The sequence below is a fragment of the Herbiconiux ginsengi genome (genome assembly GCF_900107435.1).
In the GTDB taxonomy this organism is placed as follows: Bacteria; Actinomycetota; Actinomycetes; order Actinomycetales; family Microbacteriaceae; genus Herbiconiux; species Herbiconiux ginsengi.
In genome coordinates, this window is the sequence record NZ_FNPZ01000003.1 from 73,131 (window position 1) to 96,164 (window position 23,034).

16 protein-coding genes are annotated in these 23,034 nt (G+C 70.4%); 10 read left to right on the plus strand and 6 right to left on the minus strand.

Annotation, left to right across the window (positions count from 1 at the left end):
* The 5 genes from BLW00_RS13155 (at position 1) to BLW00_RS13175 (ending at position 9,071) form a co-directional block, all read left to right on the plus strand.
* Complete coding sequence (locus BLW00_RS13155) at positions 1 to 1,506, plus strand: ADP-ribosylglycohydrolase family protein (RefSeq protein WP_217634378.1); 1,506 nt, start codon at positions 1 to 3, stop codon at positions 1,504 to 1,506.
* On the plus strand, positions 1,503 to 3,992 hold the full coding sequence (locus tag BLW00_RS23795; RefSeq protein WP_217634379.1) for an SUMF1/EgtB/PvdO family nonheme iron enzyme: 2,490 nt from the start codon (positions 1,503 to 1,505) through the stop codon (positions 3,990 to 3,992). The genes BLW00_RS13155 and BLW00_RS23795 overlap by 4 nt, the downstream gene beginning before the upstream one ends.
* Positions 3,989 to 5,197 (plus strand): CaiB/BaiF CoA transferase family protein, encoded by a 1,209-nt coding sequence (locus BLW00_RS13165; protein ID WP_092554916.1) that lies wholly within the window; start codon positions 3,989 to 3,991, stop codon positions 5,195 to 5,197. The genes BLW00_RS23795 and BLW00_RS13165 overlap by 4 nt, the downstream gene beginning before the upstream one ends.
* A complete protein-coding gene (locus BLW00_RS24430) occupies positions 5,194 to 6,342 on the plus strand; it encodes an HpcH/HpaI aldolase/citrate lyase family protein (RefSeq protein ID WP_175494263.1) in 1,149 nt (382 codons plus the stop codon). Before BLW00_RS13165 ends, BLW00_RS24430 begins: the two co-directional genes overlap by 4 nt.
* Positions 6,343 to 6,575: 233 nt before the next feature.
* Positions 6,576 to 9,071, plus strand: a complete 2,496-nt coding sequence (locus BLW00_RS13175) for an alpha/beta hydrolase (RefSeq protein WP_092554918.1) — start codon at positions 6,576 to 6,578, stop codon at positions 9,069 to 9,071.
* Between the two features lie 93 nt (positions 9,072 to 9,164).
* Here BLW00_RS13175 and BLW00_RS13180 read toward each other — a convergent pair whose 3' ends face one another.
* Together BLW00_RS13180 and BLW00_RS13185 are read right to left on the minus strand one after the other, a co-directional pair.
* On the minus strand, positions 9,165 to 9,521 hold the full coding sequence (locus BLW00_RS13180; protein WP_175494264.1) for a DUF2255 family protein: 357 nt from the start codon (positions 9,519 to 9,521) through the stop codon (positions 9,165 to 9,167).
* A 199-nt stretch (positions 9,522 to 9,720) separates the two neighbouring features.
* On the minus strand, positions 9,721 to 10,584 hold the full coding sequence (locus BLW00_RS13185) for a DNA-formamidopyrimidine glycosylase family protein (protein WP_092554922.1): 864 nt from the start codon (positions 10,582 to 10,584) through the stop codon (positions 9,721 to 9,723).
* 167 nt (positions 10,585 to 10,751) lie between these two features.
* Between BLW00_RS13185 and BLW00_RS13190 the strand changes: the two genes are divergently transcribed.
* Positions 10,752 to 11,612 (plus strand): MBL fold metallo-hydrolase, encoded by an 861-nt coding sequence (locus BLW00_RS13190; protein ID WP_092554924.1) that lies wholly within the window; start codon positions 10,752 to 10,754, stop codon positions 11,610 to 11,612.
* A gap of 132 nt (positions 11,613 to 11,744) precedes the next feature.
* Here the strand turns inward: BLW00_RS13190 and BLW00_RS13195 are convergent, their stop codons facing one another.
* The 4 genes from BLW00_RS13195 to BLW00_RS13210 form a co-directional block, all read right to left on the minus strand.
* A complete protein-coding gene (locus tag BLW00_RS13195) occupies positions 11,745 to 14,195 on the minus strand; it encodes a lamin tail domain-containing protein (protein ID WP_175494265.1) in 2,451 nt (816 codons plus the stop codon).
* A 118-nt stretch (positions 14,196 to 14,313) separates the two neighbouring features.
* Positions 14,314 to 15,504 carry a xylose isomerase gene (xylA, locus tag BLW00_RS13200; protein WP_092554928.1) on the minus strand — a complete coding sequence of 397 codons (1,191 nt, stop codon included), beginning with the start codon at positions 15,502 to 15,504 and terminating at the stop codon, positions 14,314 to 14,316.
* A 50-nt stretch (positions 15,505 to 15,554) separates the two neighbouring features.
* Entirely contained in the window at positions 15,555 to 16,562 is a 1,008-nt protein-coding gene (locus BLW00_RS13205) for an ABC transporter permease (protein WP_245741633.1), read from the minus strand.
* A 47-nt stretch (positions 16,563 to 16,609) separates the two neighbouring features.
* Positions 16,610 to 18,130 (minus strand): sugar ABC transporter ATP-binding protein, encoded by a 1,521-nt coding sequence (locus tag BLW00_RS13210; protein ID WP_175494266.1) that lies wholly within the window; start codon positions 18,128 to 18,130, stop codon positions 16,610 to 16,612.
* Positions 18,131 to 18,363: 233 nt separating this feature from the next.
* Between BLW00_RS13210 and BLW00_RS13215 the strand changes: the two genes are divergently transcribed.
* From BLW00_RS13215 to BLW00_RS13230, 4 genes are all read left to right on the plus strand, one after another.
* Positions 18,364 to 19,416 carry a substrate-binding domain-containing protein gene (locus tag BLW00_RS13215; RefSeq protein ID WP_092554932.1) on the plus strand — a complete coding sequence of 351 codons (1,053 nt, stop codon included), beginning with the start codon at positions 18,364 to 18,366 and terminating at the stop codon, positions 19,414 to 19,416.
* 134 nt (positions 19,417 to 19,550) lie between these two features.
* Entirely contained in the window at positions 19,551 to 20,690 is a 1,140-nt protein-coding gene (locus BLW00_RS13220; RefSeq protein ID WP_092556075.1) for a Gfo/Idh/MocA family protein, read from the plus strand.
* A 31-nt stretch (positions 20,691 to 20,721) separates the two neighbouring features.
* A complete protein-coding gene (locus BLW00_RS13225) occupies positions 20,722 to 21,723 on the plus strand; it encodes a sugar phosphate isomerase/epimerase family protein (RefSeq protein WP_092554934.1) in 1,002 nt (333 codons plus the stop codon).
* Between the two features lie 15 nt (positions 21,724 to 21,738).
* Positions 21,739 to 23,004 carry an ROK family protein gene (locus tag BLW00_RS13230; protein ID WP_245741576.1) on the plus strand — a complete coding sequence of 422 codons (1,266 nt, stop codon included), beginning with the start codon at positions 21,739 to 21,741 and terminating at the stop codon, positions 23,002 to 23,004.
* Positions 23,005 to 23,034 lie beyond the last annotated feature (30 nt).

Consider the following 23,034-nt stretch of genomic DNA (forward strand, 5'->3'; position numbering starts at 1 on the left):
TTGCGTCTCAGCTGGAGCCAGCCCGAAGATCTCGTGCCGCATGCCTTCCGGGAGGCCGCACTCGACGGTGTCCCGATCGATGACCTGGTGTCGTCGTGGACGTCTGCGGGTGGGCCGCTGCTCGCCCCGGTGAACGGGGCGACCCCCGATCCGGCGCCGGAGTCGCTGCGGGAGCTGGGGCGGGGCATCCTGTCGCAGCTCGATGAGCGGGCGGTTCCGGACGCCTTGAGGTTGGCCGAGCCCGACGAGCTTGAGGATGTCCTGGCGCTGGCACCGGGCGGTACCGACGGCACCGCGCTCACCCGGCCGGAGCTCGACCCCGCATTCGTCGACCGCGTGCACGGCGCCTGGCTCGGCCGCGCGGCTGGATGCCTGCTCGGCAAGCCGGTGGAGAAGATCCCGCGGGAAGGCATCCGCGCCATCGCGCAGGACACCGGCAACTGGCCGGTCGCCTCGTATTTCACCGAGGTCGGTCTCGACCCCGCGCTCGCGGCACGCTACCCCTGGAACCGCAAGAGCCGCCCCACCAGCCTGCTCGAGAACATCGACGGCATGCCAGAGGACGACGACCTCAACTTCCCGCTGATCGCGCTCGACCTGCTCGAGCGGCTCGGCGCCTCCTTCAGCACCGACGACGTGGCGCAGTCCTGGCTCGCCAACCTGCCCGGCGGTCGCGTGTTCACGGCCGAGCGCATCACCTACCGCAACCTCCTCGACGGCTACGAGCCCGACGTCGCCGGTGCGGTGCGCAATCCGTTCCGCGACTGGATCGGGGCGCAGATCAGAACGGATGTCTACGGCTGGGCGAACCCCGGAGATCCGATGGCTGCCGCGCGGCTGGCGTACACGGATGCGGTGCTCAGCCACGGGCGCAACGGAGTGTACGGGGCCATGTTCGCAGCCGCAGCCTGCTCGGTCGCGGTCGCGGTGGGCGGGGCCGGCGACGACGGTCCCGCCGGTGGGCGCGGTGCCGCGGTCGCCGCCTTCGGAGCGGCCGCGGGTGGGCCGGCCGGAGCCGGCCGCGCCGTCGATGCGGTGGATGCCGTGATCGTGGCGGGCTTGTCGGTGGTGCCGGCGGGCAGCCGGTATGCGCGGGCGATCGCGCTCGGCGCGTCGCTCGGGCGCTCGGATCTCGACTCCGAAGAGGCGCTCGACCGCATCTACGCCGAATACGGCGAGCTGCACTGGGTGCATGTGCTGAACAACGCTGCGGTGCTCGCCTTCGCGCTGACGCGGGGCGCCGGCGACTACGAGGCCACGATCACCGCCGCCGTCTCCGGCGGGTGGGACACCGATTCTGTGGGGGCGACCGCCGGATCCCTCGCGGGGGCGCTGCTCGGTGCATCTGCTCTGCCGTCGAAGTGGATAGAGCCATTGCACAACCGCCTCGCCTCGAGCGTGCCGGGCTTCGACGGCATCGGCTTCGACGAGCTGGCCCGTCGCACGGTCGCGGTCGCGGTCGCGACGACTGCTGCCGGCGCGAGCACGGATCGAGGTGTCCGATGAGTGGCATCGATCCGCGCGGTGCCGCCACCTCCGCCGGTGAGGTCGACGCGGTCGAGCCCGCCGTCAGTGGCACCGACCCGCGCGACGCGGTTCGTGCGGATGCGGTGAGTGACGGGCGTGGTACCGCGGCGGCCGGCGAGGTCGGCCCGGTCGAGCCCGCCACTGGCGGCGTCGAGTTGGAGTCCGACGTTGCCGCAGCGGCCGGCCTGGTGATCGACGTCGACGAGGAGAACACCAATGAGCTGAACCCGCTGGTGCCGCGGCCGATCGACTTGCCGACGGTGCTGCCGGCGGGCGGCGAACTCGCGCCCGAGATCGGCGACGTCGCGAAGATCTTCTCCGCACCCGACGACCCGGCCGAGTGGCCCGCCTGGCGCGACGACCTCGCGCACTGGCGCGACGCCGCCCGCGACCGTCTCGACTACGACGGATCGCTCTACGACCGTCCCTCCACCCGCTGGACCCGCTCGGCCTCCAGCGTCGCCCTGCTCTGGCTCTGGGACGAACGGCTCTTCGACCGCGCCGCCCAGCGCTTCGATGTCGAGCGCTTCCTCGCCCGCGCCGCCGACCACGGTGGCTTCGACGGGGTCGTGCTCTGGCACGCCTACCCGGTGATCGGCATCGACGACCGCAACCAGTTCGACTTCTACCGCGAGGTGCCTGGCCTCGGCGAGCTTGTGGTCGAGTTCCAGTCCCGCGGCATCCGCGTCTTCATCGACTACAACCCGTGGGACACCGGAACCCGCCGCGCCGCCCACGACGACGCCACCGAACTCGCCCTGATCGTGGGGGAGCTCGGCGTCGACGGCGTCTTCCTCGACACCATGAAAGAGGGCGACTCCCGCCTCATCGACGCGCTGCTGCATGCGACGCCGCCGCAGGTGCTCGAGGGCGAATCGCGGGTGCCGAATCAGCGCATCCAGGATCATCAGCTCAGCTGGGCGCAGTGGTTCGCCGACAGCGAGGCACCCGGCGTGATGCGGGCGCACTGGTTCGAGCGACGTCACATGATGCACTCGACCCGGCGCTGGAACCGCGACCACAGCGCCGAACTGCAGTCGGCGCACATGAACGGCACCGGCATCCTGGTCTGGGACACCGTGTTCGGCGTGTGGGTGGGCTGGAACGACCGCGACAAGTCGACGCTGCGCCGGATGCTGCGAGTGCAGCGGGCGCTGAACGAGGTACTGGTGGAGGGGGAGTGGACCCCGCTCGCTGACGCCTCGGCAGCGGCTCTCGCGGCCGGTGTCTACGTCTCGCGCTTCTCGCTCGGCGAGCTGACGCTGTGGACGGCCGTGAACCGGGGCGACGCCGACTACACCGGGCCCCTGCTCGATCCCGCGGCGCTCACCCCCGGGGTTTCCGCCGGACTTCACCGAACGTCGTCGGAACCGGGGGCGTCGGGAGTGGCGGATGCCCGGACGGTTGGAGAAGTCCACGGGGTCGCGCTCTTCGACCTCACCGCGGGGCGACGTGTCGAGGTCGAGTCGGTCGCCGGCGCGGTGGCAGCCGGCGCGGATGCCGGGGTTCCCGCCGCCGCGCCGTCGTCGGCTGCGCGCAGTCACGTCACCGTTCCGGCGCGCGGCATCGCCGCCGTGTTGCAGGTGTGGGCCGAGGAGCCCGCGTGGCTGGCCGGTCTGCTGGCCGCGGCGGCGGCGGATGCGCCGTCGGCCGATGCGACGTTCCCGGCGCGCGTGGCCGTGCGGCGCATCCCGGCCCCGTCCAGGGGGATGCCGTTCGAAAGCGCAAACGTCGCGCCATCCGGCCCGTCGGAAGGCTCGGTTGGCGCTACGTTTGCGGTTTCGAACGGTAACCCGCCGGCCGACGCCGTTCGGGTGGCGGCGGGGGAGCGCGAGCTCACCATGACGTTCCGGCGGCGCGAGACCGGCACCTACCAGGGCGCGCCGTATGTGGAGGAGTGGAAGCCGCTGGCGCCGCGCCTGCACGACGCACGCGCCGAGCAGCACCGCGTGTCGCTGGGCGCGGTGGCCGTGGCCGCCCGCGAGGTGACGAACGCGCAGTTCGCGGCGTTCCTCGCCGCCACGGGGTACCGGCCCGCGGTCTCGAACCGTTTCCTCCCGGACTGGGTCGACGATGCAGCACCGGCCGAACGCGGCGACGAACCCGTCACCTCCATCGACCTCGCGGATGCCCGCGCCTACGCGGCCTGGGCCGGTGCACGTCTGCCCACCGAGTGGGAATGGCAGGTGGCGGCGACGGATGCGGGGTTCGGCCGCGCACATCCGCTGGTCTGGAACTGGACCGAGAGCGAGCACGACGACGGCATCACGCGTTTCGTGATGCTGAAGGGCGGCAGCGACCACGAGAGCCTCGGCTCCGACTGGTACACCGACGGCGGCCCGCGGGAGCCCGAGTTCAGCCTGAAGCTCCTGCTGCCGGGGCTCGGTCTCGACCGCTCGCCGAGCATCGGGTTCCGGCTGGCGTGGGACCTGCACGGCGACGACAGTGCGGGCGGCACTCGATGACCGAGCACCGCGCATCCGTCGCCCCGCCCCTCACCGGGATGCGGGTGCTCGACGTCTCGACGCTGTTCGCCGGACCGCTTGCGGCCACTTTCCTCGGGGACTTCGGGGCCGACGTCATCAAGGTGGAGCACCCGCGCAAGCCGGATGCCGCGCGCGGTCACGGCCCGGCGAAGAACGGCGTGAACCTCTGGTGGAAGACGCTGGGGCGCAACAAGCGCACCGTCACCATCGACCTCGGCAGCCCCGAGGGCGCCGAACTGCTGCTCGCGCTCGCGGCCGAGGCCGACGTGCTGATCGAGAACTTCCGCCCGGGCACATTGGAACGCTGGGGTCTCGGGCCGGATGCGCTGCGCGCGGCGAACCCGCGGCTCGTGATCGCTCGGGTGACGGCGTTCGGGCAGGTCGGACCCTATTCGGGCCGGCCCGGGTTTGGCAGCCTGGCCGAGGCGATGAGCGGGTTCGCGGCCCTCACCGGTGAGCCCGACCGACCGCCGACCCTGCCGCCGTTCGGTCTCGCCGACGGCATCGCCGCGCTCGCCACGGCCTACGCCGTGATGGTGGCGCTGCGTGGAGTGGAGCAGTCCGGGTCGGGGCAGGTGATCGACATGGCCATCATCGAGCCGATCCTGATGCTGCTCGGCGGCCAGATCACCGCCTACGACCAGCTCGGTCTGGTGCAGCCGCGCACCGGCAATCGTTCGGTGAACAACGCACCGCGCAACGTCTATCGCACCGCCGACGGCGAATGGGTGGCGGTCTCGACCAGTTCGCAGTCGATCGCCGAGCGGGTGATGACCCTGGTGGGCCGGGCCGATCTGATCGCCGAACCGTGGTTCGCCAACGGACACACCCGGGCCGAGCACGCCGATGAACTCGACGCCGCCGTGGCGGGATGGATCGGCGCGCGGTCGACCACCGAGGTCGTCGACCGGTTCGAGGAGGCGCAGGCGGCGATCGCGCGGGTGTCGGATGTGCGGGGAGTGCTCGCCGATCCGCAGTACGCCGCGATCGGCACCGTGCAGACCGTCGACGACGACGATCTCGGACCGATCAAGATGCAGAACGTGCTGTTCCGGCTCTCGGAGACGCCCGGGGGCATCCGGTGGACCGGACGCGGACACGGCGCCGACAGTGCCGCGGTGCTCGCCGAGGTGGGAGTGACGCCGGAGCAGCTGGCCGCGTTGCGGGAACGGGGTGTGGTGTGAGCCGGGCAGATGTGGATGCCGGCGCCGGACGGCCGCCGACCACCGGACTCTACGTTCCCGGGGATCGCCCCGACCGCTTCGCCAAGGCGGTGGCCACCGGTGCCGACCTGGTCATCCTCGACCTGGAGGATGCGGTGGCCCCGGCGGCGAAGTCGGCGGCGCGCGCGGCGGTGGTCGCCTGGCTCGCCGCGTCGGCGGCCGACGCGGCGACTGGCACCTCGGCCGCGGCGGCGACAAGCCCTGCGGTCGCGGCGGGCGGCCGAGCAGACGCGCCGCAGCGTGAGCCGGATGGGGCAGTGGGCGGAGTAGGCGCGCCGCGGCGCGAACCTGATGCGGCAGCGGGCCGAGCAGGTGCCCCGCAGCGCCAGACGGATGTGGCGGCGGGCGCAGTGGATGCGACGGCGGGTGTCGATCGTGGCGGCGGGGATGAGGATGGAGTTCCCGACGTCGCGCGACCACGGGTGCTGCAGGTGCGGGTCAACGGGGGCGACGAGGGCGATCTTGCCGCGCTCGCCGCGGTTGCCGCTCAGGCCGGGGCCGCGGCATTCGAGGTGCGGCTGCCCAAAGTCGAGTCGACCGCGCAGCTCGACCGCGTCGCGGAGCTGCTGCCAGGCATGGCGGTGACCGCGCTGATCGAGAGCGCGCTCGGCGTGGAGCGTGCAGCAGAGATCGCAGCGCATCCGGTGGTCACGCGGCTTGCGCTCGGCGAATCCGATCTGGCCGGCGAACTCGGCACCCGATCGCCCGATGCTCTGCGGTACGCGCGCATCCGCCTGCTCTTCGCAGCCCGGGCGGCCGGACTGCCGGCGCCGATGCTCGCGGCCTATCCGGCCATCGCCGACCTCGACGGTCTTCGCGTCGACACCGAGGGCGGCCGCGAGTTGGGCTGGTGGGGACGGGTCGCGATCCATCCCTCGCAACTTCCGGTGATCGCCGCGGTCTTCGCACCGCGGGACGAGGAGCTCCGCTGGGCCCGCGAGGTGATCGCCGCGGTGGGCGACGGAGGGGTGGGGACCCTTGCGAACGGAGAGATGGTCGACGCGGCGATGCTGCCGCGGGCCCGCGCGATCCTCGAGCGAGCAGCGAGGACGCCGGGCCCGCCGCCCGCTCATGACACCGCCGACCCGAGCGGCCGCGACGCCTGACCGGCCATGACGCCTGACCGGCCATGACGACTGACCGGCCATGACGACTGACCGGCCATGACGCCTGACCGGCCATGACGACTGACCGGCCATGACGCCTGACCGGCGACGACGCCTCACCCGCCGCGACGATTGCCCGGGCACGAAGACTGACAGGGCACGACTCGCACCACACGACCGACGACCCACACACACACCACGGCACCGACGCCGACGAGAAGAAGGGAACCACGATGAGGTGGATCAGAACGACAGCGGCAGCAGCCGCGACCGCGGCGCTGGTGGCGGCGGGCCTGCTGGCCGGAGGCGGCGCCTCGAGCGCCGTGGCCGGCGAAACGCGGCCGGCGACGGTGGCGCGAGGGCAGGCATCCGTCGACGCGGCCGTCGCCCCTGCGGCCGCCGCAGCATCCGCGATCGCACCGGCCGATGCCGCACCTCCGGCCGGCCGGCTCGAGCCGGGGCAGCTGCAGAGCGCGGCCGTCGGCGGCCCGATCGACTACACCGTCTATCTGCCCGCCGGTTACGACCCGGATGCCGCCACGCGCTACCCATCCGTGTACCTGCTGCACGGCCGGGGTGACAGCCAGTCGGCGTGGCAGCAGGTCGCCGGCGACCTCGACGAGATGATCGCCGACGGCAGCATCCCGCCGATGGTCGTCATCATGCCGGACGCCCCGTGGAGCGACCGCGGCAACTACTACGTCGACTCGCAGTACACCGGCACCGCGCCCGGCACGAGCCCGGGGGTCGCGGTCGAGACCGCGTTCACCACCGACCTGATCGAGTGGGTCGACTCCCACTACGCCACCATCGACGACCGCGCGGCGCGGGTGGTGGGCGGCTACTCGATGGGCGGGGCGGGGGCGCTGCGCTTCTCCACCGCGCATCCGGATCTCTTCTCGTCGGCGCTCGTGCTGAGTCCGGCGGTCTACTACCCGAGCACCCCGGTCGACTCCTCGACGCGCGAGTTCGGCGCCTACGGCGTGGGCGACTCGCTCTACGACGAGGGTCGCTACCAGGCGCTCAACTACCCGGCAACCTTCGCCGCGTTCGATCCGGCCGAGCCGGTGCACCTGTTCATCGCGGTCGGCGACGACGAGTACGTGATCCCGAACCCGGAAGACGCGATCCACGACCTCGATTACGAAGCGGCCACCCTCTACAACCAGGCCAAGCGTGTTCCCGGCATCACCGCCGAGCTGCGCGTCTACAACGGTGGCCACGACTGGGGAGCGTGGGAGCAGGGCTTCCGCGAGGGCATGCGCGACATCGCAGGCTACGTCGCCACCGAGCCCGTGGAGCCGCTCACCGGAGTGCAGACCGGATCGGCCGGCGACGACTTCGCCGGCGGGGTGCTCGGTGCGGCCGACGGCGGCGTCGTGCAGGCGGTGACCGTCGCGGGTGACGCGCTCGGGCACACCGGGGCTGGCGGGTCGGACGTGCTCGTGCAGAAGCTCGCCGCCGACGGCAGTTCGGAGTGGGTGACGCCCATCGCCACCGCCCTGAACGAGCGGATGTACGGGGTGGTCTCGGGCGGTGAGGACGGTTCCGTGATCACGGCCGGTTACCAGCGCACCGACCACGCCGGGGCCCAGAACGACGACGCCTTCGCCGCCAAGCTCGGGCCTGATGGCGCGGCGCTGTGGAGCGTCGCGGTGGGCGATCCGTCCGCGGCCGATCGCGCCTACGGTGCGGCATCCGACGAGCAGGGCGGCGCGTTCCTCGCCGGCTACACCTCGGGCAGGGTCGGCGACGGCACGCCCGCGGGCGACAAGGACATCCTGATCGCGCACCTGGATGCCTCGGGTGCGGTCACCTGGACCAGCCAGTTCGGCAGCCCCGGCGAAGACAAGGCTTTCGCGGCCGCTCCCGCTCCGAACGGGGGCGTCTACGTGGGTGGCACAGCGGGCGGCGCGATGCCGGATGCCACCTCTGCCGGTGGCTACGACGCCTGGGTGGCCGAGTACTCGGCCGACGGCGAGCAGCTCTGGTTGCAGCAGTTCGGCACGAGCGAGACGGATCAGGTATCGGCGCTCGCCGTGACCGCATCCGGTGTCGTGGCAGCCGGATTCACCGGGGGGACCCTGGGGGAGTCGTCGGCCGGAGGCAACGACGCCTTCGTGGCGGCGTTCGGCGCCGATGGCTCGTCGCAGTGGCTGACCCGGGCCGGGACCTCGGGCGACGACCGGGCCGCGGGCGTGCTGGTGGGCGCCGACGACCGGATGCTCTTGGCCGGGCACACGAGCGGAGCCTTCGGTTCGCCGGCGGGTGGGGTCGACGTGTTCACGCTGGCGGTCGACGCCACGGGCACGGCGGGTGACGTCAGCCAGTTCGGAACACCCCAGCGCGATGGGGCCGACGTGTACGACGAAGCGAACCTGTTCGTCGCGCCGGGTGCATCCGGGGCGGCTTGGGTGCAGTCGGTGACCTACGGTTCGATCGCCGGAGCGTCGAACGCGGGCGGTGCGGATGTCTTCCTCACCTCGGTGCCGTTCGAAGCGTCGGGCCCGGGCCAGCCCGGTGAGCCGGGTGGCCCCGGTGACCCGGGTTCCGGCGGTGCCGGTGGCGCTGGCGGCGGTGGCTCGTCGTCGGTCGCCGGCGGCGCCTCGGGAGCCCTGGGCGCGACGGGCCTCGAGGTCGTCCGCTGGCTCGCGATCGCCCTCCTGGTGCTCGGCGCGGGCGCCTCGATCCTGTTCGTCCGCCGCCGCCGCCTCCGGCCGGGCGCCTGACCGCACGCACCCGCATCCGCATCGATCCGTCCGTTCGTGTCGTTTCACGAAGCCCAGAGCGGCACGAACTGACGGGTCGTGGCGCCCGTCCGTTCAGACGGGGATGACGCGGAGGGTGTAGGCGCGCACGGCGGGGGCGTTCACGTCGGTGACTCCCGGCTCCTGACCGCGGTACTTCGCGGTGTAGGCGGTGTCGACGCGATCGAGCTCTGTGGCGTCGTCGACGCGCTCGATCGTGGCAGGATAGCGCGCCGATCCGTCGGCGAAGGCCACACGCCCCGAGCGCCACGCTCGCGCATACCACTTCGACTTCTCGCCATAGCCGTTGCGGATGTAGGGCACCCCGTCGACGACGACGCCCCAGATCGGCGTGATCAGCTCACGCCCGTCGCGCGTCTCGGTCACGATCCGGATCGTGTCGGTCTCTCCGACGTACTCGACAGCACCCATCTCGCACCCTCCCATCGCGGCGGTCGCGTCGCCCCGTCCAGTCGCAGTGGCCAGAACCGCACCGTGCGCCCATGTTCTCACTCAACTCGCCCAGCGGAAAGGGGGCGGGGTAGCGCGAAGTCGCTCTTCCGCCGCCCGCGAGTCCGGCTTTGCGCTACCTCGCGAAGGGTGTGGGCAGGCGCGGAGCGCCTCACGGGCGCTACTTGAGCAGGCGGGAGAGCACTCGGTCGGCCAGGGGCTTGCCGCCCGTCTGGCAGGTGGGGCAGTACTGCAGGCTCGAGTCGGCGTAGGTGACCTGGCGCACGGTGTCGCCGCACACCGGGCACGGCTGGCCAGTGCGGCCGTGCACCTGGAGGCCCGACTTCTTCTCGGCCTTCAACTCCGAGGCCGCCAGCCCGTCGGCGCGCGCGATCGCCCCGCGGAGCGTCTCGTTCAGGGCCGCGTAGAGCACCGACACCTCGGCGCGCGACATCGCCGCGGGCTTGAAGGGCGACATCCGGGCCGCGTGCAGGATCTCGTCGGAATAGGCGTTGCCGATGCCCGCGATGAGCGACTGGTTGCGCAGCACCCCCTTGATCTGCGCACGCCCGGCGGCGGCCAGGATGCCCGCGAAGACATCTTCGGTGAAGGCCGGGTCGAGCGGATCGGGCCCCAGCCGCGCCACCCCCGGAACCTCGGCAGGATCGCGCACGACGTAGAGCGCCAGGCTCTTCTTCGTTCCCGCCTCGGTGACGTCGAACCCCGATCCGTCGTCGAGCACCAGCCGCGCCGCCAGCGGCCCTTTGCCGGGGCGCCCGGAGGGTGGCGGGGGAGGCCCGTCGCGCCAGCGCACCCAGCCGGCGCGCGCCAGATGGAGCAACAGGTGCAGCGACCCGATCTCGAAGTCGAGGAACTTGCCGTGCCGCGTCACTCCCCGCACCGTCTCGCCGGCGAGGGCGGAGACCGGCGGATCGAAGGTCTTGAGCGCCGCGAACGACACCACGTCGACCCGGTCGACGACGCGCCCCGTCAGCCGCGCGCCGAGATCGGCGACGAGCGCGGTGACCTCGGGGAGCTCTGGCATGCATCCATTCTCCGCCTCGCCACCGACATGCGGTCACTCCGCACTCCGCCCAGAGCGAGCACCAGCGTCCGCAGGCGTGCTGCGCGTTGTGCGGGGCGTCGCGCGCAGCGTCCCACCACACCCAGCCAGCGTGGCCCAGCGGGTGCGAGCGGGGTAGCGTGGGCGGGATGAACAGTGCCGAGTGGATGCCCGTCGCCGGCGACGTCTTCCAGCGCCGCTACGATCCGCTCGACGTCTCGGTGGTGGCGATCGTGGGCGAGACGGGCGTCACGGTGGTCGACACCCGTAACAACCCGGCCGAGGCCGACGAGATCGTGCACGACGTCGAGGAGCGTTTCGCCCGCCCGATCGTCGCGGTCGTGAACACCCACGCGCACTACGACCACACCTTCGGCAACGAGCGGTTCACCCGCGAACCCGGGTTCAGCGGCGTGCCGATCTACGGCCACGCGCTCATCCCGCGGCACTACGAGGAGTTCGAGGCGCCGCGCCTGGCCGCCGTGCAGGCCGATCCGTCGCGCGAGCCCGACAAGCAGTGGGCCGAGGTGCGGCTCACTCCGCCGACCGTCCTGGTGCACGCGCCGGTCACGATGCATCCGGGCGGCCGCACCATCGAGCTGATCCCGATCGCGCCCGGCCACACCGACACCGACCTCGCCGTGTTCGTTCCGGATGCGCGGGTCTGGCTCCTCGGCGACGTGATCGAACAATCCGGTCCGCCGATGTTCGGTTCCGGATGCTTCCCGCTCGGCTGGCCGGGCGCGCTCGACGAGTTGCTCGATCGCATCGAACCGGGCGACGCCGTGGTGCCCGGCCACGGAGCCGTGGTCGACCGCGCCTTCGTCGAACGTCAGGCGGACCACCTCCGCGCCGTCGCCGAACTCATCCGCGCCGCTCACGCCGAGCGCACTCCGGTCGGCGAGGTGGAACTGCCGGCCGGACTTCTTGCGCTCTGGCCGGAGGCGTTCCTCCGCTCGGCGCTGTCGGCCGGCTATGCCGAGATCGACGCCCAGCCGACCGCGCCCTGACGAACGGCTCCGCTACCGAACGCCGTCTCGCCCGCGCGGCCTCGCGGCACCAGCGACGACGCCTTCGAACGACGAAGCGGCCCTGCTCGCTCAGCGAGAGGGCCGCTTCGTCGTTGCGATGGAGCTACCGGGTCACGCGTCCCCGCGGCCGGCCCGCACCCGAGCCCGCACCCGCGTCAGCACGAGGCCCGCGCCGAGCAGCAGGAGCAGCGAGCTGAGCGCGACCCACGGCAGCGGCTCCGCGCCGGTCGAGGCCAGCGCGACAGGCTTGCCGTCACCCGAGGGCGTCGTGGCCGGCGGCGTGGTCGAGGCGGCGGTCACCGTGAAGGCCGCGCTCGCGAGCACCGTGCCGGGGTCGGCCGAAGCGGCGAGGGTGATCGTGTGGGCTCCCACGGCGGTGGCGGCGGGGATCACGACGTCCTTCAGCGTGAGCTTCCCATCACCATCAGCGACGGCGCTGCCGAGCGTCACCGGGTCGGAGTGGAGCACCACCGTGTACTGCGTTCCGGCGGCGAGACCCTCGGCCTTGATCGTGGTCGTGCCTCCGGCCTTCACGGTCGACGGGGTCGCCGTCACGGTCGGGTCGGACTCGGCCGGCGGGTTCGGGCCCTGCGGTCCGAGCGCGAGGTCGCACGAGATCGTGCCCGACCAGAGCGAGTGTCCGCCGTTGTTGCCGTCGTCCGAACGGATGACCTTCTTCACGCCGTCGACACAGGTCGAACTCGGCGCGATGGCGAAGCCCTCGAGGTTGTAATCGGGGAGGCCGGTCGGACGGTCGTAGACGCGGTCGACCACGAAGGAGCCCTCGGCGTCGATCTTCAGCAGGGTGGTGGAGCCGGCCGAGGTGTTGTCGGCGACCGCCCAGACACGCTGCGCATCCGGGTCCCACTGCGTGTCCTGGATCATCGGCAGGCCGGTGGCGATCGTGGCGACGCGGTGGAAGGAGCCGTCGGCGTTCAGCGCGTAGGCGTAGAGGTGGCCGTTCTTCTCCAGGGCGGTGAAGTAGAGGCCGGTGCCGTGACCCGGGTAGTGGGCCGGGTCGTAGGCGGCGTCGGTGCGCTGGTCGACGAACGCGTTCTCGGTGAGGTAGGAGTCCGGGACCCAGGTGATGCCCTCGAAGCCCAGGTTGGAGTCGGCCTTGACGGGGTCGATGGCGTCGGCGAGGTCGGCGGTCAGAACCCACTGCGTGGTCGGCTGCAGGGTCGCGCCCGACTGGCTCGGGTCGTAGCGGAGCACGCTCTCGAGGGGCACACCGCTCGCTGCGTTGTCACGCTCGGTGGTGATGTAGAGGAAGCCGTCGGGGCCCACGGTGATGCCCTCGGAGTCGGGCTGACCGCCGCCGTCCGGGAACACGATGTCCTTGCCGGCGCTCCAGCCGTTCGCGGTGTCGGGCACCCAGAGGTCGCCGCTCTTCACGAGACGGTAGACGTGGCTCTTGTTCTTCACGGCCCACATCACATCGGGGTGGGCCGGGTCGATGTCGAGGCCCGAGACGTCCTGCCCGGAGAGCGGGGTGACGAACTGGCACTCGTTGTCGGCGACCGTCCAGTCCTGGCTGCCCGGCCAGGCGATGCCACCGGCGATCGCCGGTCCGCTGCCCGAGGCGCCCTCGGTCTGGCAGGGCACCTCGCCGCCGTTGCCCGGGTCGCTCGGCGGGATGATGGTTCCGGCGCACGCCTCGGCGTTGGAGGCGCCCCAGCTCGAGACCGCGGTGTGGGCCCAGGCGCCGGTGGCGTCGCCGCAGCGCGACCACGATCCGGGCTGGGCGTCGTTCTCGCCCCAGCCGACGGAATCGACGATCGTGGAGCCGTCGGCCAGGTAGAGCTTCACGGAGTCTCCGCTCGAGCTCAGCCCCTGATTCGACAGGAGCACGAGGTACCCGTGGGCGGGCACCACGGTGCCGTTGGGGGCCTCGACCGGGGCCGGGTTGCTGGTGCTGTCGGTCTGCTTCCATGAGGCGACGTCGACATCCGTGTCGCCCGTGTTCACCAGCTCGTAGCCGTCGTGAGTGGGGTCGTCGTTGGCCGAGGTGACTTCGTTGAGCTTGATCGCCTTCCACGAATCATCGGTCGGATCGGTGGGATCGGTCGGGTCGGTCGTCTCCGGGTTGGGCTCGCCCTTCGAGGGCGTTGCCTGCTCGACGAAGTCGCCCGTGCCGTTCGGCACGCGGCCCCAGGTGTCGAGGTGGAAGTCGCCCCATTCGTAGGAGTCGAGCAAGGTCGTGCCGTCGGGCGCGAAGAGGCTCAGCTTGTCGCCCTTCTTGAGCTTGAAGCTGTCGTTCTCCGCGACGTAGACGTCGCCGGGGGCGATGACCGTTCCGCTCGGAATCGTCAGGGAGACACCGTTCTCGCGCCCGGTCAGCACCGATCCGGATGCGTCGAGCGGCTGCGTTCCCGTGTTGATGAGCTCCGCCCAGTCGGGCTTGCCGTCGGTCTCGATCTCGTTGATCTTGAGACCGGCGACGGCGGTGTCGGAGGGGGCGTCGTCGGCGGCCTGAGCGGCGGCCGGAACGGCGAAGAGGCCGGTCAGCACGAGGGCTGATCCGGCGACGAAGGCCAGCGGGCGAGGGAGTCTTTTCAGCACGAGCCCACGCTGGCCGTGCCGGGCGAACGGCAGGTGACGTGCGGGTGTCGGAAAGCTGAACGCCCCTCCCCGCAACGAGCAGCGAGGAGGGGCGTTCGGTGGAGCAGGAGAGCAGGGGTCAGCGCGCGCCGAGCATGTGCTCCATGGCGAGCTGCTGCAGACGCACGAAGCCGAAGCCCTTGCCGCCGAAGTAGGCGGCGGCGTCGAAGTCCTCGTAGGAGGCTCGGTCGGCGATGAGGGCGTCGTACCCCTCGCCGTCGTTCAGCGTGGGGGTGTTGACCTCGTCGACCTTCGAGGCGGCGAGGGCCTCCTGCACGACCGGGTCGGCGCGGAACGCGGCAGCCCGCTCCTTGAGCAGCAGGTACATCCGCATGTTCGCCTCCACCGAGTCCCACACGCCGGCGATGTCCTCGGTGCGGGAGGGCTTGTAGTCGAAGTGCCGCGGGCCGTCGTAGGCGGGCGTGCCGCCGGGGCCGCCGTTCTCCAGCAGGTCGACCAGCGAGAAGGCGTTCTGCACGTCGCCGTGGCCGAACACCAGATCCTGGTCGAACTTCACGCCGCGCTGGCCGTTGAGGTCGATGTGGAACAGCTTTCCGGCGTCGAGGGCCTGCGCGATGCCGTGGGTGAAGTTGAGCCCCGCCATCTGCTCGTGCCCCGTCTCGGGGTTCAGGCCCACCAACTCGGGCCGTTCGAGGGTGGCGATGAACCCCAGCGCGTGCCCGACGGTGGGCAGCAGGATGTCGCCACGCGGCTCGTTCGGCTTGGGCTCGATCGCGAACCTCAGGTCGTAGCCCTTCTCCACCACGTAGTCGCCGAGCAGGTTCACGGCCTCGCGGTAGCGCTCCAGCGCCCCCCGGATGTCTTTGGCCGCGTCGTACTCGCTACCCTCGCGGCCGCCCCACATGACGAAAGTGGTGGCCCCGAGCTCCGCGGCGAGGTCGAGGTTGCGGATGACCTTCCGCAGCGCGAACCGGCGCACGGCCCGGTCGTTCGAGGTGAAGCCGCCGTCTTTGAACACGGGGTGCGAGAACAGGTTGGTGGTCACCATCTCGACCACGACACCGGTGTCGGCGGTGACCTTCTTGAGACGGTCGATCTCGTGCTGGCGCTCCGCATCGGTCGACTCGAACGGGAAGATGTCGTCGTCGTGGAAGGTGATTCCCCACACGCCGCGTTCGGCGAGCCCTTCGACGGCCTCGACGGTGTCGAGGTGGGGCCGGGTGGCGCCACCGAACTGATCCTGCGCGTTCCAGCCCAAGGTCCAGAGACCGAAGGAGAACTTGTCGCCAGGCGTAGGGGTGAGTGTCATGGTGAAGCTTTCTGTTCTGAAGTGAGGCGGGAGAGTCGGACTGGTGGTGGCTATTTGCGCGCGGCGCGGTTCGCGAAGCGCTGCTGGAGCAGAACGGCGATGACGATGATGACGCCCTTCGCGATGGCCTGCACCGAGGTCGAGAGGTTGTTCTGCGTGAACACGTTGGTGAGCGTCGAGAAGATGAGCACACCGAGCACGGTGCCCATGATCGTTCCGCGCCCGCCCACCAGCAGCGTGCCACCCACGACGACCGCGGCGATCGCGTCGAGTTCGTAGAGCGTGCCGTGGGTCGAGGTGCCGGCCGTCGTGCGGGCGAGCATCATGACACCGGCGATGCCGGCGGTGAGGCCCGAGAGCACGTAGAGGTACATCATGTGCCGCTTCACCTTGATGCCGGCCAGGCGGGCCGCCTCGAGGTTGCCGCCGATGGCGACGGTGCGGCGGCCGAAGGTGGTGCGGTTCAGGAGGAACCAGCCTGCAGCCACGACGATGGCGAAGATCCAGATCAGGATCGAGACACCCAGGATGTCGCCCCGGAAGAAGTCGAGGAAGCCCTGCTGACGCACGATCTGCGTGGTGCGGTTGGCGAGCACCTCGGCGAGACCCCGGGCCGCGACGAGCATGGCGAGCGTGGCGATGAACGCCACCACGTTGCCGTAGGCGATCACGATGCCGTTGATCAACCCCGCCCCGGCGCCCACCGCGAGGGCGATGATCACCATCACGATCCAGTTCGTCGAGTCGGCGAAGTCCTGCACCCACGACAGCGTGGCGACGACGCTGGCCAGACCCAGCACCGAGCCGACCGAGAGGTCGATGCCGCCGGCCGTGATCACGAAGGTCATGCCGATGCTGACGACCCCGATGATCGAGGCGAAGCGGATGATCGTGAGCACGTTCTCGAAGTTCGCGAAGCGGTCGCCCGCCGTGATCGTGCCCACCAGGAACAGGGCCAGGAGGGCGATGATCAACCCGATGCTGCGCCCGGCGGAGCCGCCGAGCACCCGGTTCAGCACACTCCGCTTCTCGTCGTGGGGCGGAATGCCTCCTGAGATGTGGCCCTCGCCCGCCAGGGCGGGGGCGACCGGCGAATTCTGCTCGCTCACGCGGCACTTCCCTTCATGACCAGATCGAGCACGCCGTGCTCGTCGATGTCGCTCGCGGTGGTGGTGTGGATGACTCGTCCTTCGGCGACGACGAGCACGCGGTCGGAGAGGCCGAGAACCTCTTCGATCTCGCTGGAGATCACGACGATCGCCGTGCCTTCGGCGGCGAGCCGGCGGATCAGGGTGTAGATCTCGGCCCGGGCGCCGACGTCGACGCCACGGGTGGGTTCGTCGAGCAGCAGCACGCGGGTGCCGTGCACGAGCCAGCGGGCGAGGAGGATCTTCTGCTGGTTGCCGCCGGAGAGCGTGCGGGCCGGGCGGTCGGGATCGGCGGGTCGCAGTTCGAGTGCCTCGAGCTGTTTCCGGGCCACCGACCGCTCGGCGCGTTCGTTGAGCAATCCGGCTCGGGCCCAGCGGCCGAAGCTCGCCAGCGTCACGTTGCGGTAGACGGGTTCGTCGAGGATGAGCCCTTGGCTCTTGCGCTCCTCGGGAGACAGACCCATGCCGGCGTGCACCCCGGCTCGCACCGAGCCCGCTTCGATCGCCTTGCCATCGATCTCCACGGTGCCCGAGGTGGGTTTGCGCGCCCCGTAGATGGTCTCGATGATCTCGGAGCGGCCCGATCCCACGAGGCCGGCCAGGCCCACGATCTCACCCGCGCGCACGTCGAAGCTGACGTCGTCGAACACGCCCTTGATGCCGAGGTTCTTCACCGAGAGCAGCACGGGGGAGTCGGATGCGACGGGCACGGCGGGCGGGAAGACGTTCTCCACCGTGCGGCCCGTCATCAACCGGATGAGGTCTTGCGTGGGGGTGTCGGCCACGGCGAGGTTGGTGGCCATCGTGCGACCGTCTTTGATCACGGTGATGCGGTCGCCGATCTCGCGGATCTCTTCGAGCCGGTGCGAGATGTAGATCACGGCGATGCCGTCGGCGGTGAGTTCGCGAACCACGCGGAAGAGGTTCTTCACCTCTTCGGAGTCGAGCACGGCGGAGGGCTCGTCCATGATGATGAGCTTCGTGTCGTGACTGAGCGCGCGGGCCATGCTCACGATCTGCTTGTTCGCGGCCGAGAGCGTGCCCACCTCCCGGTTCGACGAGATGCCGCCGTGGCCGAGCCGTGTCATGATCTCGTGAGCGCGCCGGCTGGTCTTGCGGCGCTCGGTCACACCGCCGCGGGCGAATTCGTGGCCGAGGAAGATGTTCTCCGCCACGGTCAAGCCGTCGACGACGTCGAGCTCCTGGTACATGGTGGCGATGCCGAGGCCCAGCGCGGCCACGGGGTCGGAGATGGTGATCGGTTCGCCCTGCCACACGATCTCGCCCTCGTCGGGCTGGTTCACACCCGAGAGGGTCTTGATGAGGGTGGACTTGCCGGCGCCGTTCTGGCCGAGAACGCAGTGCACCTCGCCCGGGAGGATCTCGAGATCCACTCCCTTCAGCGCTTGCACGCCGGCGAAGGATTTTGTCAGTCCTCGCACCATGAGCAGTGGATTTCCCTGGTCGACAGTGATCATGATCGCAAGGTAGCAGAATTGTTACGAGGCTGCATCAAAATAGGGCGACTGGGCCCTAGATGCCCGGTTTATGGCTGCAAGGAACATCACAATATTGCTCAAGAGCAACTAGATTCGCTGGCGACAAACGTCTAACAGTCTGTTATGTTGCATGAAACGTCAATGTGGACAGCGGCACCGAAGCACCTCCACGTTGGCGGGCAGACACCTGCATCACTACCAAGGAGGAACACATGCTTGCACCACGCTCGCTGCGCAGCCGCTTGCTGCTCGCATCCGGAGCATCACTCGCGGCAGTCGCGCTGATGACCGGTTGCACCTCGGGGGGTTCCACGACCTCGACCGACACCGCCGTCGAGGAGAACACGGTCGAGGACAACGCGGCCAGTGGTGAGACGATCACCATCGGCTTCTCCGGCCCCGCGGCCGACCACGGCTGGCTCGGCGCCATCAACTCGGCCGCCATCGCCGAGGCCGACAAGTACGACGACGTCGAACTGGTCGTGGCTGAAGGCACCAACGACGCCAACCTGCAGATCAGCCAGGTGGAGACCTTCATCAACGACAAGGTCGACGCGATCGTGCTGCTGCCGACCGACGGCGCCGCGCTGACGGATGTCGCGATCAAGGCCATGCAGGCCGGCATCCCCGTCATCAACGTCGACCGCGAGTTCTCGAGCACCTTCGCCGCTCGCACCACCATCCTCGGTGACAACTACGGCATGGGCGTGAGCGCGGGAACGTACATCTGCGAGCAGCTCGACGGCAAGAAGGACGCCGTCGTCGCCGAGATCGCCGGCATCGACAGCCTGCCGCTCACGCAGGACCGCAGCAAGGGCTTCGCCGATGCACTCGACGACTGCGGCCTCGAGGTCTCGAACCGCGTCGCCGCCGACTTCACCGTGCAGGGCGGTGAAGCAGCCGCCTCGCAGCTGCTCGCCTCCGCACCGAAGATCGACGCCATCTGGAACCACGACGACGACCAGGGTGTCGGCGTTCTCGCGGCGATCGACGCCGCGGGCCGCGACGAGTTCTTCATGGTCGGCGGCGCCGGTTCGGCGAACGTGATGCGCGACATCCAGGCCGACAACACGGTGCTGAAGGCCACGGTCATCTACCCGTCGACCCAGGCGGCCGACGGCATCAGCCTCGCCCGCCTGATCGTGCAGGGCAAGGGTATGAGCGACCTGGTCGAGTCGGCCGTGCCGCGCAAGATCCAGCTCTACGCACCCGTCGTCACGAAGGAGAACGTCGAGGTCTACCTGCCGAGCGCGTTCGAGTCGTAGGCGATGCGGGCCGGGGTGGCCGCACCGCACGTGCGGCCACCCCGGCTCCACCTCTCCCTCCGACCCGGGCCTGCGCCCGACCCCGCTAGAGGAAGCGACAGACAGTGACGACAAAAGCACCACTCCGAGTGGCGATGGTGGGCTACGGATTCATGGGAGCCGCCCACTCCCAGGGCTGGCGGGTGGCCCCCCGCTTCTTCGATCTCGCCGCCACCCCCGAGATGACCGTTCTGGTGGGCCGGGACGCGGAACGCACCTCCGCCGCCGCCGAGAACTGGGGCTGGGCCGAGACCTCCACCGATTGGCGCGAGACCATCGCGCGCGACGACATCGACATCGTCGACATCGTGACCCCGGGCGACTCGCATGCCGAGATCGCCATCGCCGCCCTCGAGGCCGGCAAGCACGTGCTCTGCGAGAAGCCTCTCGCCAACTCCGTTGCCGAGGCCGAGGCCATGACCGCGGCGGCCGAGCGCGCCGCCGAGAGGGGCGTGCGCTCGATGGTGGGCTTCACCTACCGCCGTGTGCCCGCCGCCACCTTCGCCCGCGACCTCGTGGCGGCCGGCCGCATCGGAACGGTGCGCCAGGTGCGCGCCCAGTACCTGCAGGACTGGCTGAGCGACGCCGAGGCACCCATGACCTGGCGGCTCGACAAGTCGTTGGCGGGCTCCGGCTCGCTCGGCGACATCGGCGCCCACGCCATCGACCTGGCCCAGTTCATCACCGGCAACCGGCTGGTCTCCGTCTCGGGCGTGCTCGAGACGCTGGTCTCCGAGCGTCCCCTGCTCGCGGATGCGCGCGGTCTCTCCGGCACCGCCTCCGACGAGCGCGGTCAGGTCACGGTCGACGACGTCGCCCTCTTCACGGGTCGCTTCGACGACGGCGTGCTCGGCAGTTTCGAGGCCACCCGCTTCGCGACCGGGCGCAAGAACGCCCTGCGCGTCGAGGTCTCGGGTTCGACCGGGGCCATCGCCTTCGACCTCGAAGACCTCAACGCCCTGCAGTTCTTCGACGGCACGGCCGACGCCACCACGCAGGGGTTCACGAAGATCCTGGTGACCGAGCCCGAGCATCCCTATGTCGCCGCCTGGTGGCCCGCAGGCCACATGCTCGGCTACGAGCACGGGTTCTCGCACCAGGCCCGCGACTTCGTGGAGGCGATCGCGGCGGGGGAGCAGCCCCGGCCCTCGTTCGCCGACGGTCTGCAGGTGCAGCGCGTGCTCGACGCCGTGGAGCAGAGCTCGGGCAACGGCAGCGCCTGGACCACGGTCTGACCACCCCACTACTTAAGAGGAGAAGAAACACATGGCACGACCGATCACCCTCTTCACCGGCCAGTGGGCCGACCTTCCCTTCGAGGAGGTCGCGCGACTCGCCGCCGGCTGGGGCTACGACGGGCTGGAGATCGCCTGCTGGGGCGACCACCTCGATCCGTGGCGCTGGGATGAGCCGGGCTACGTCGAGGGCAAGCTCGCGCTGCTCGAGAAATACGGCCTGAAGGTCTACGCGATCTCCAACCACCTGAAGGGTCAGGCCGTCTGCGACGATCCGATCGACCAGCGACACCGCGACATCCTGCCCGACGTGGTGTGGGGCGACGGCGACCCCGAGGGCGTGCGGCAGCGCGCGGCCGAGGAGATGAAGAACACCGCACGGCTCGCCGCCGCGCTCGGGGTGAAGACGGTGGTCGGCTTCACCGGATCGGCCATCTGGAAGTACGTCGCGATGTTCCCGCCCGTGTCGCAAGAACTCGTCGACGCCGGCTACCAGGACTTCGCCGACCGCTGGAACCCCATACTCGACGTCTTCGACGAGGTCGGCGTGCGCTTCGCCCACGAGGTGCACCCGTCGGAGATCGCCTACGACTACTGGACGACGGTTCGCACCCTGGACGCCATCGGCCACCGCCCCGCATTCGGCCTGAACTGGGACCCGAGCCACTTCGTCTGGCAGGAGCTCGATCCGGTGGCCTTCATCCTGGAGTTCCAGGACCTCATCTACCACGTCGACTGCAAGGATGTGAAGATGAACACCGGCAACGGCCGCAACGGACGGCTCGGCTCCCATCTGGCCTGGGCCGACCTGCGTCGGGGCTGGGACTTCGTCTCCACCGGTCACGGCGACGTGCCCTGGGAGAAGAGCTTCCGCGCCCTCAACGCCATCGGCTACGACGGCCCCATCTCGGTGGAGTGGGAAGACGCCGGGATGGACCGCCTGGTCGGTGCCCCTGAAGCCCTGGAGTTCGTGAAGCGCCTGGCTTTCGACGCCCCGACGGCGGCCTTCGACGCCGCGTTCAGCACCCGATAGCAGCAGAGGATGTCAGTGACAGAGCCCCCGATCTTCGGATCGGCGAGCACGGCCACCACCAACGACCAGACCAGGCGCACCAACCTGTCGCTCATCCTGTCGCTCGTTCACCACCGTGGCACCCTCACCCGGGCGGAGCTCGCCCGGGTGACGGGGCTGAATCGCTCGACGGTCGCCACGCTCACCGCGCAGCTCAGCGACCTCGAGCTGCTCTACGAATCGTCGCCCGGCACCAGCACCAACGTGGGCCGCCCGAGTCCGCAGGTGCACGCGAATCCGTCGACGGCCGCACTCGCGATCAACCCGGAGATCGACGCCATCACCATCGGATTGGTGGGGCTCGGCGGACGGGTGCTGAAGCGCATCCGCTACCCCACCGAGCACGTGCCCACGGCGCAGGAGGTGGCGAACATCGCCGCCGCCGTGATCGAGGGGATGCGCGGCGAACTCGACGCGACCTACCGGATCGTGGGCATCGGCATCGCGGTGCCCGGCCTCGTGCGCGCCGGCGACGGCATGGTGACCTATGCTCCGCACCTCGGCTGGCGAGGCGAACCGATCGCCGAGATGGTGGCGACCGCCACCGGGTACCCGGTCTGGGCCGCGAACGACGCCTCGCTCGGCGCCGGGGGCGAGATCATCTTCGGTGCGGGTCACGGCTCGATGGATCTGTTGTACGTCAACGGTGGTTCCTCCGGCATCGGCGGGGGAGTGGTGACGGGCGGCGTGCTGCTCACCGGCACCGACGGCTATGCCGGCGAGCTCGGTCACACGCTGGTCAACTCCTCCGGCGTGCTCTGTCACTGCGGAGCGATCGGATGCCTGGAGACCGAGGTCTCGAAGCGACGGCTGCTCGACGTGGTCGGCCTGCCCGCCGGCGACAGCGAAGAGCTCGAGCGCGCATTGGCGTCGTCGCACGACCCGGCGGTGATGGCCGAGGTGCACCGGCAGCTCGACGTGCTCGCGATCGCGTTGCGCAACGCGGTGAACGTGCTGAATCCCGAGCGGATCGTGCTCGGCGGGTTCCTCGCCACCCTGCACGTGCTCGCGCCGGGGCGGCTGATCGAGCGGGTGCGTGAGAACGGCCTGCAGGCACCGGCGCAGGCCGTGCAGATCATCACCGCCGAGCTCGGCTCGAACCTGTTGATGATCGGGGCCGCGGAGCTCGCCTTCTCGGGTCTGCTCTCCGATCCGGCCGGCGCCCTGCGCTCCACGGGCCCCGAGTCCGCTCACGGTCTTCTACCCGAAGCTGAGAGGCAGCTGCACGTGTCCGATGGATGAGATGTGAAGCTGCGACCCGCGTGGTCACGG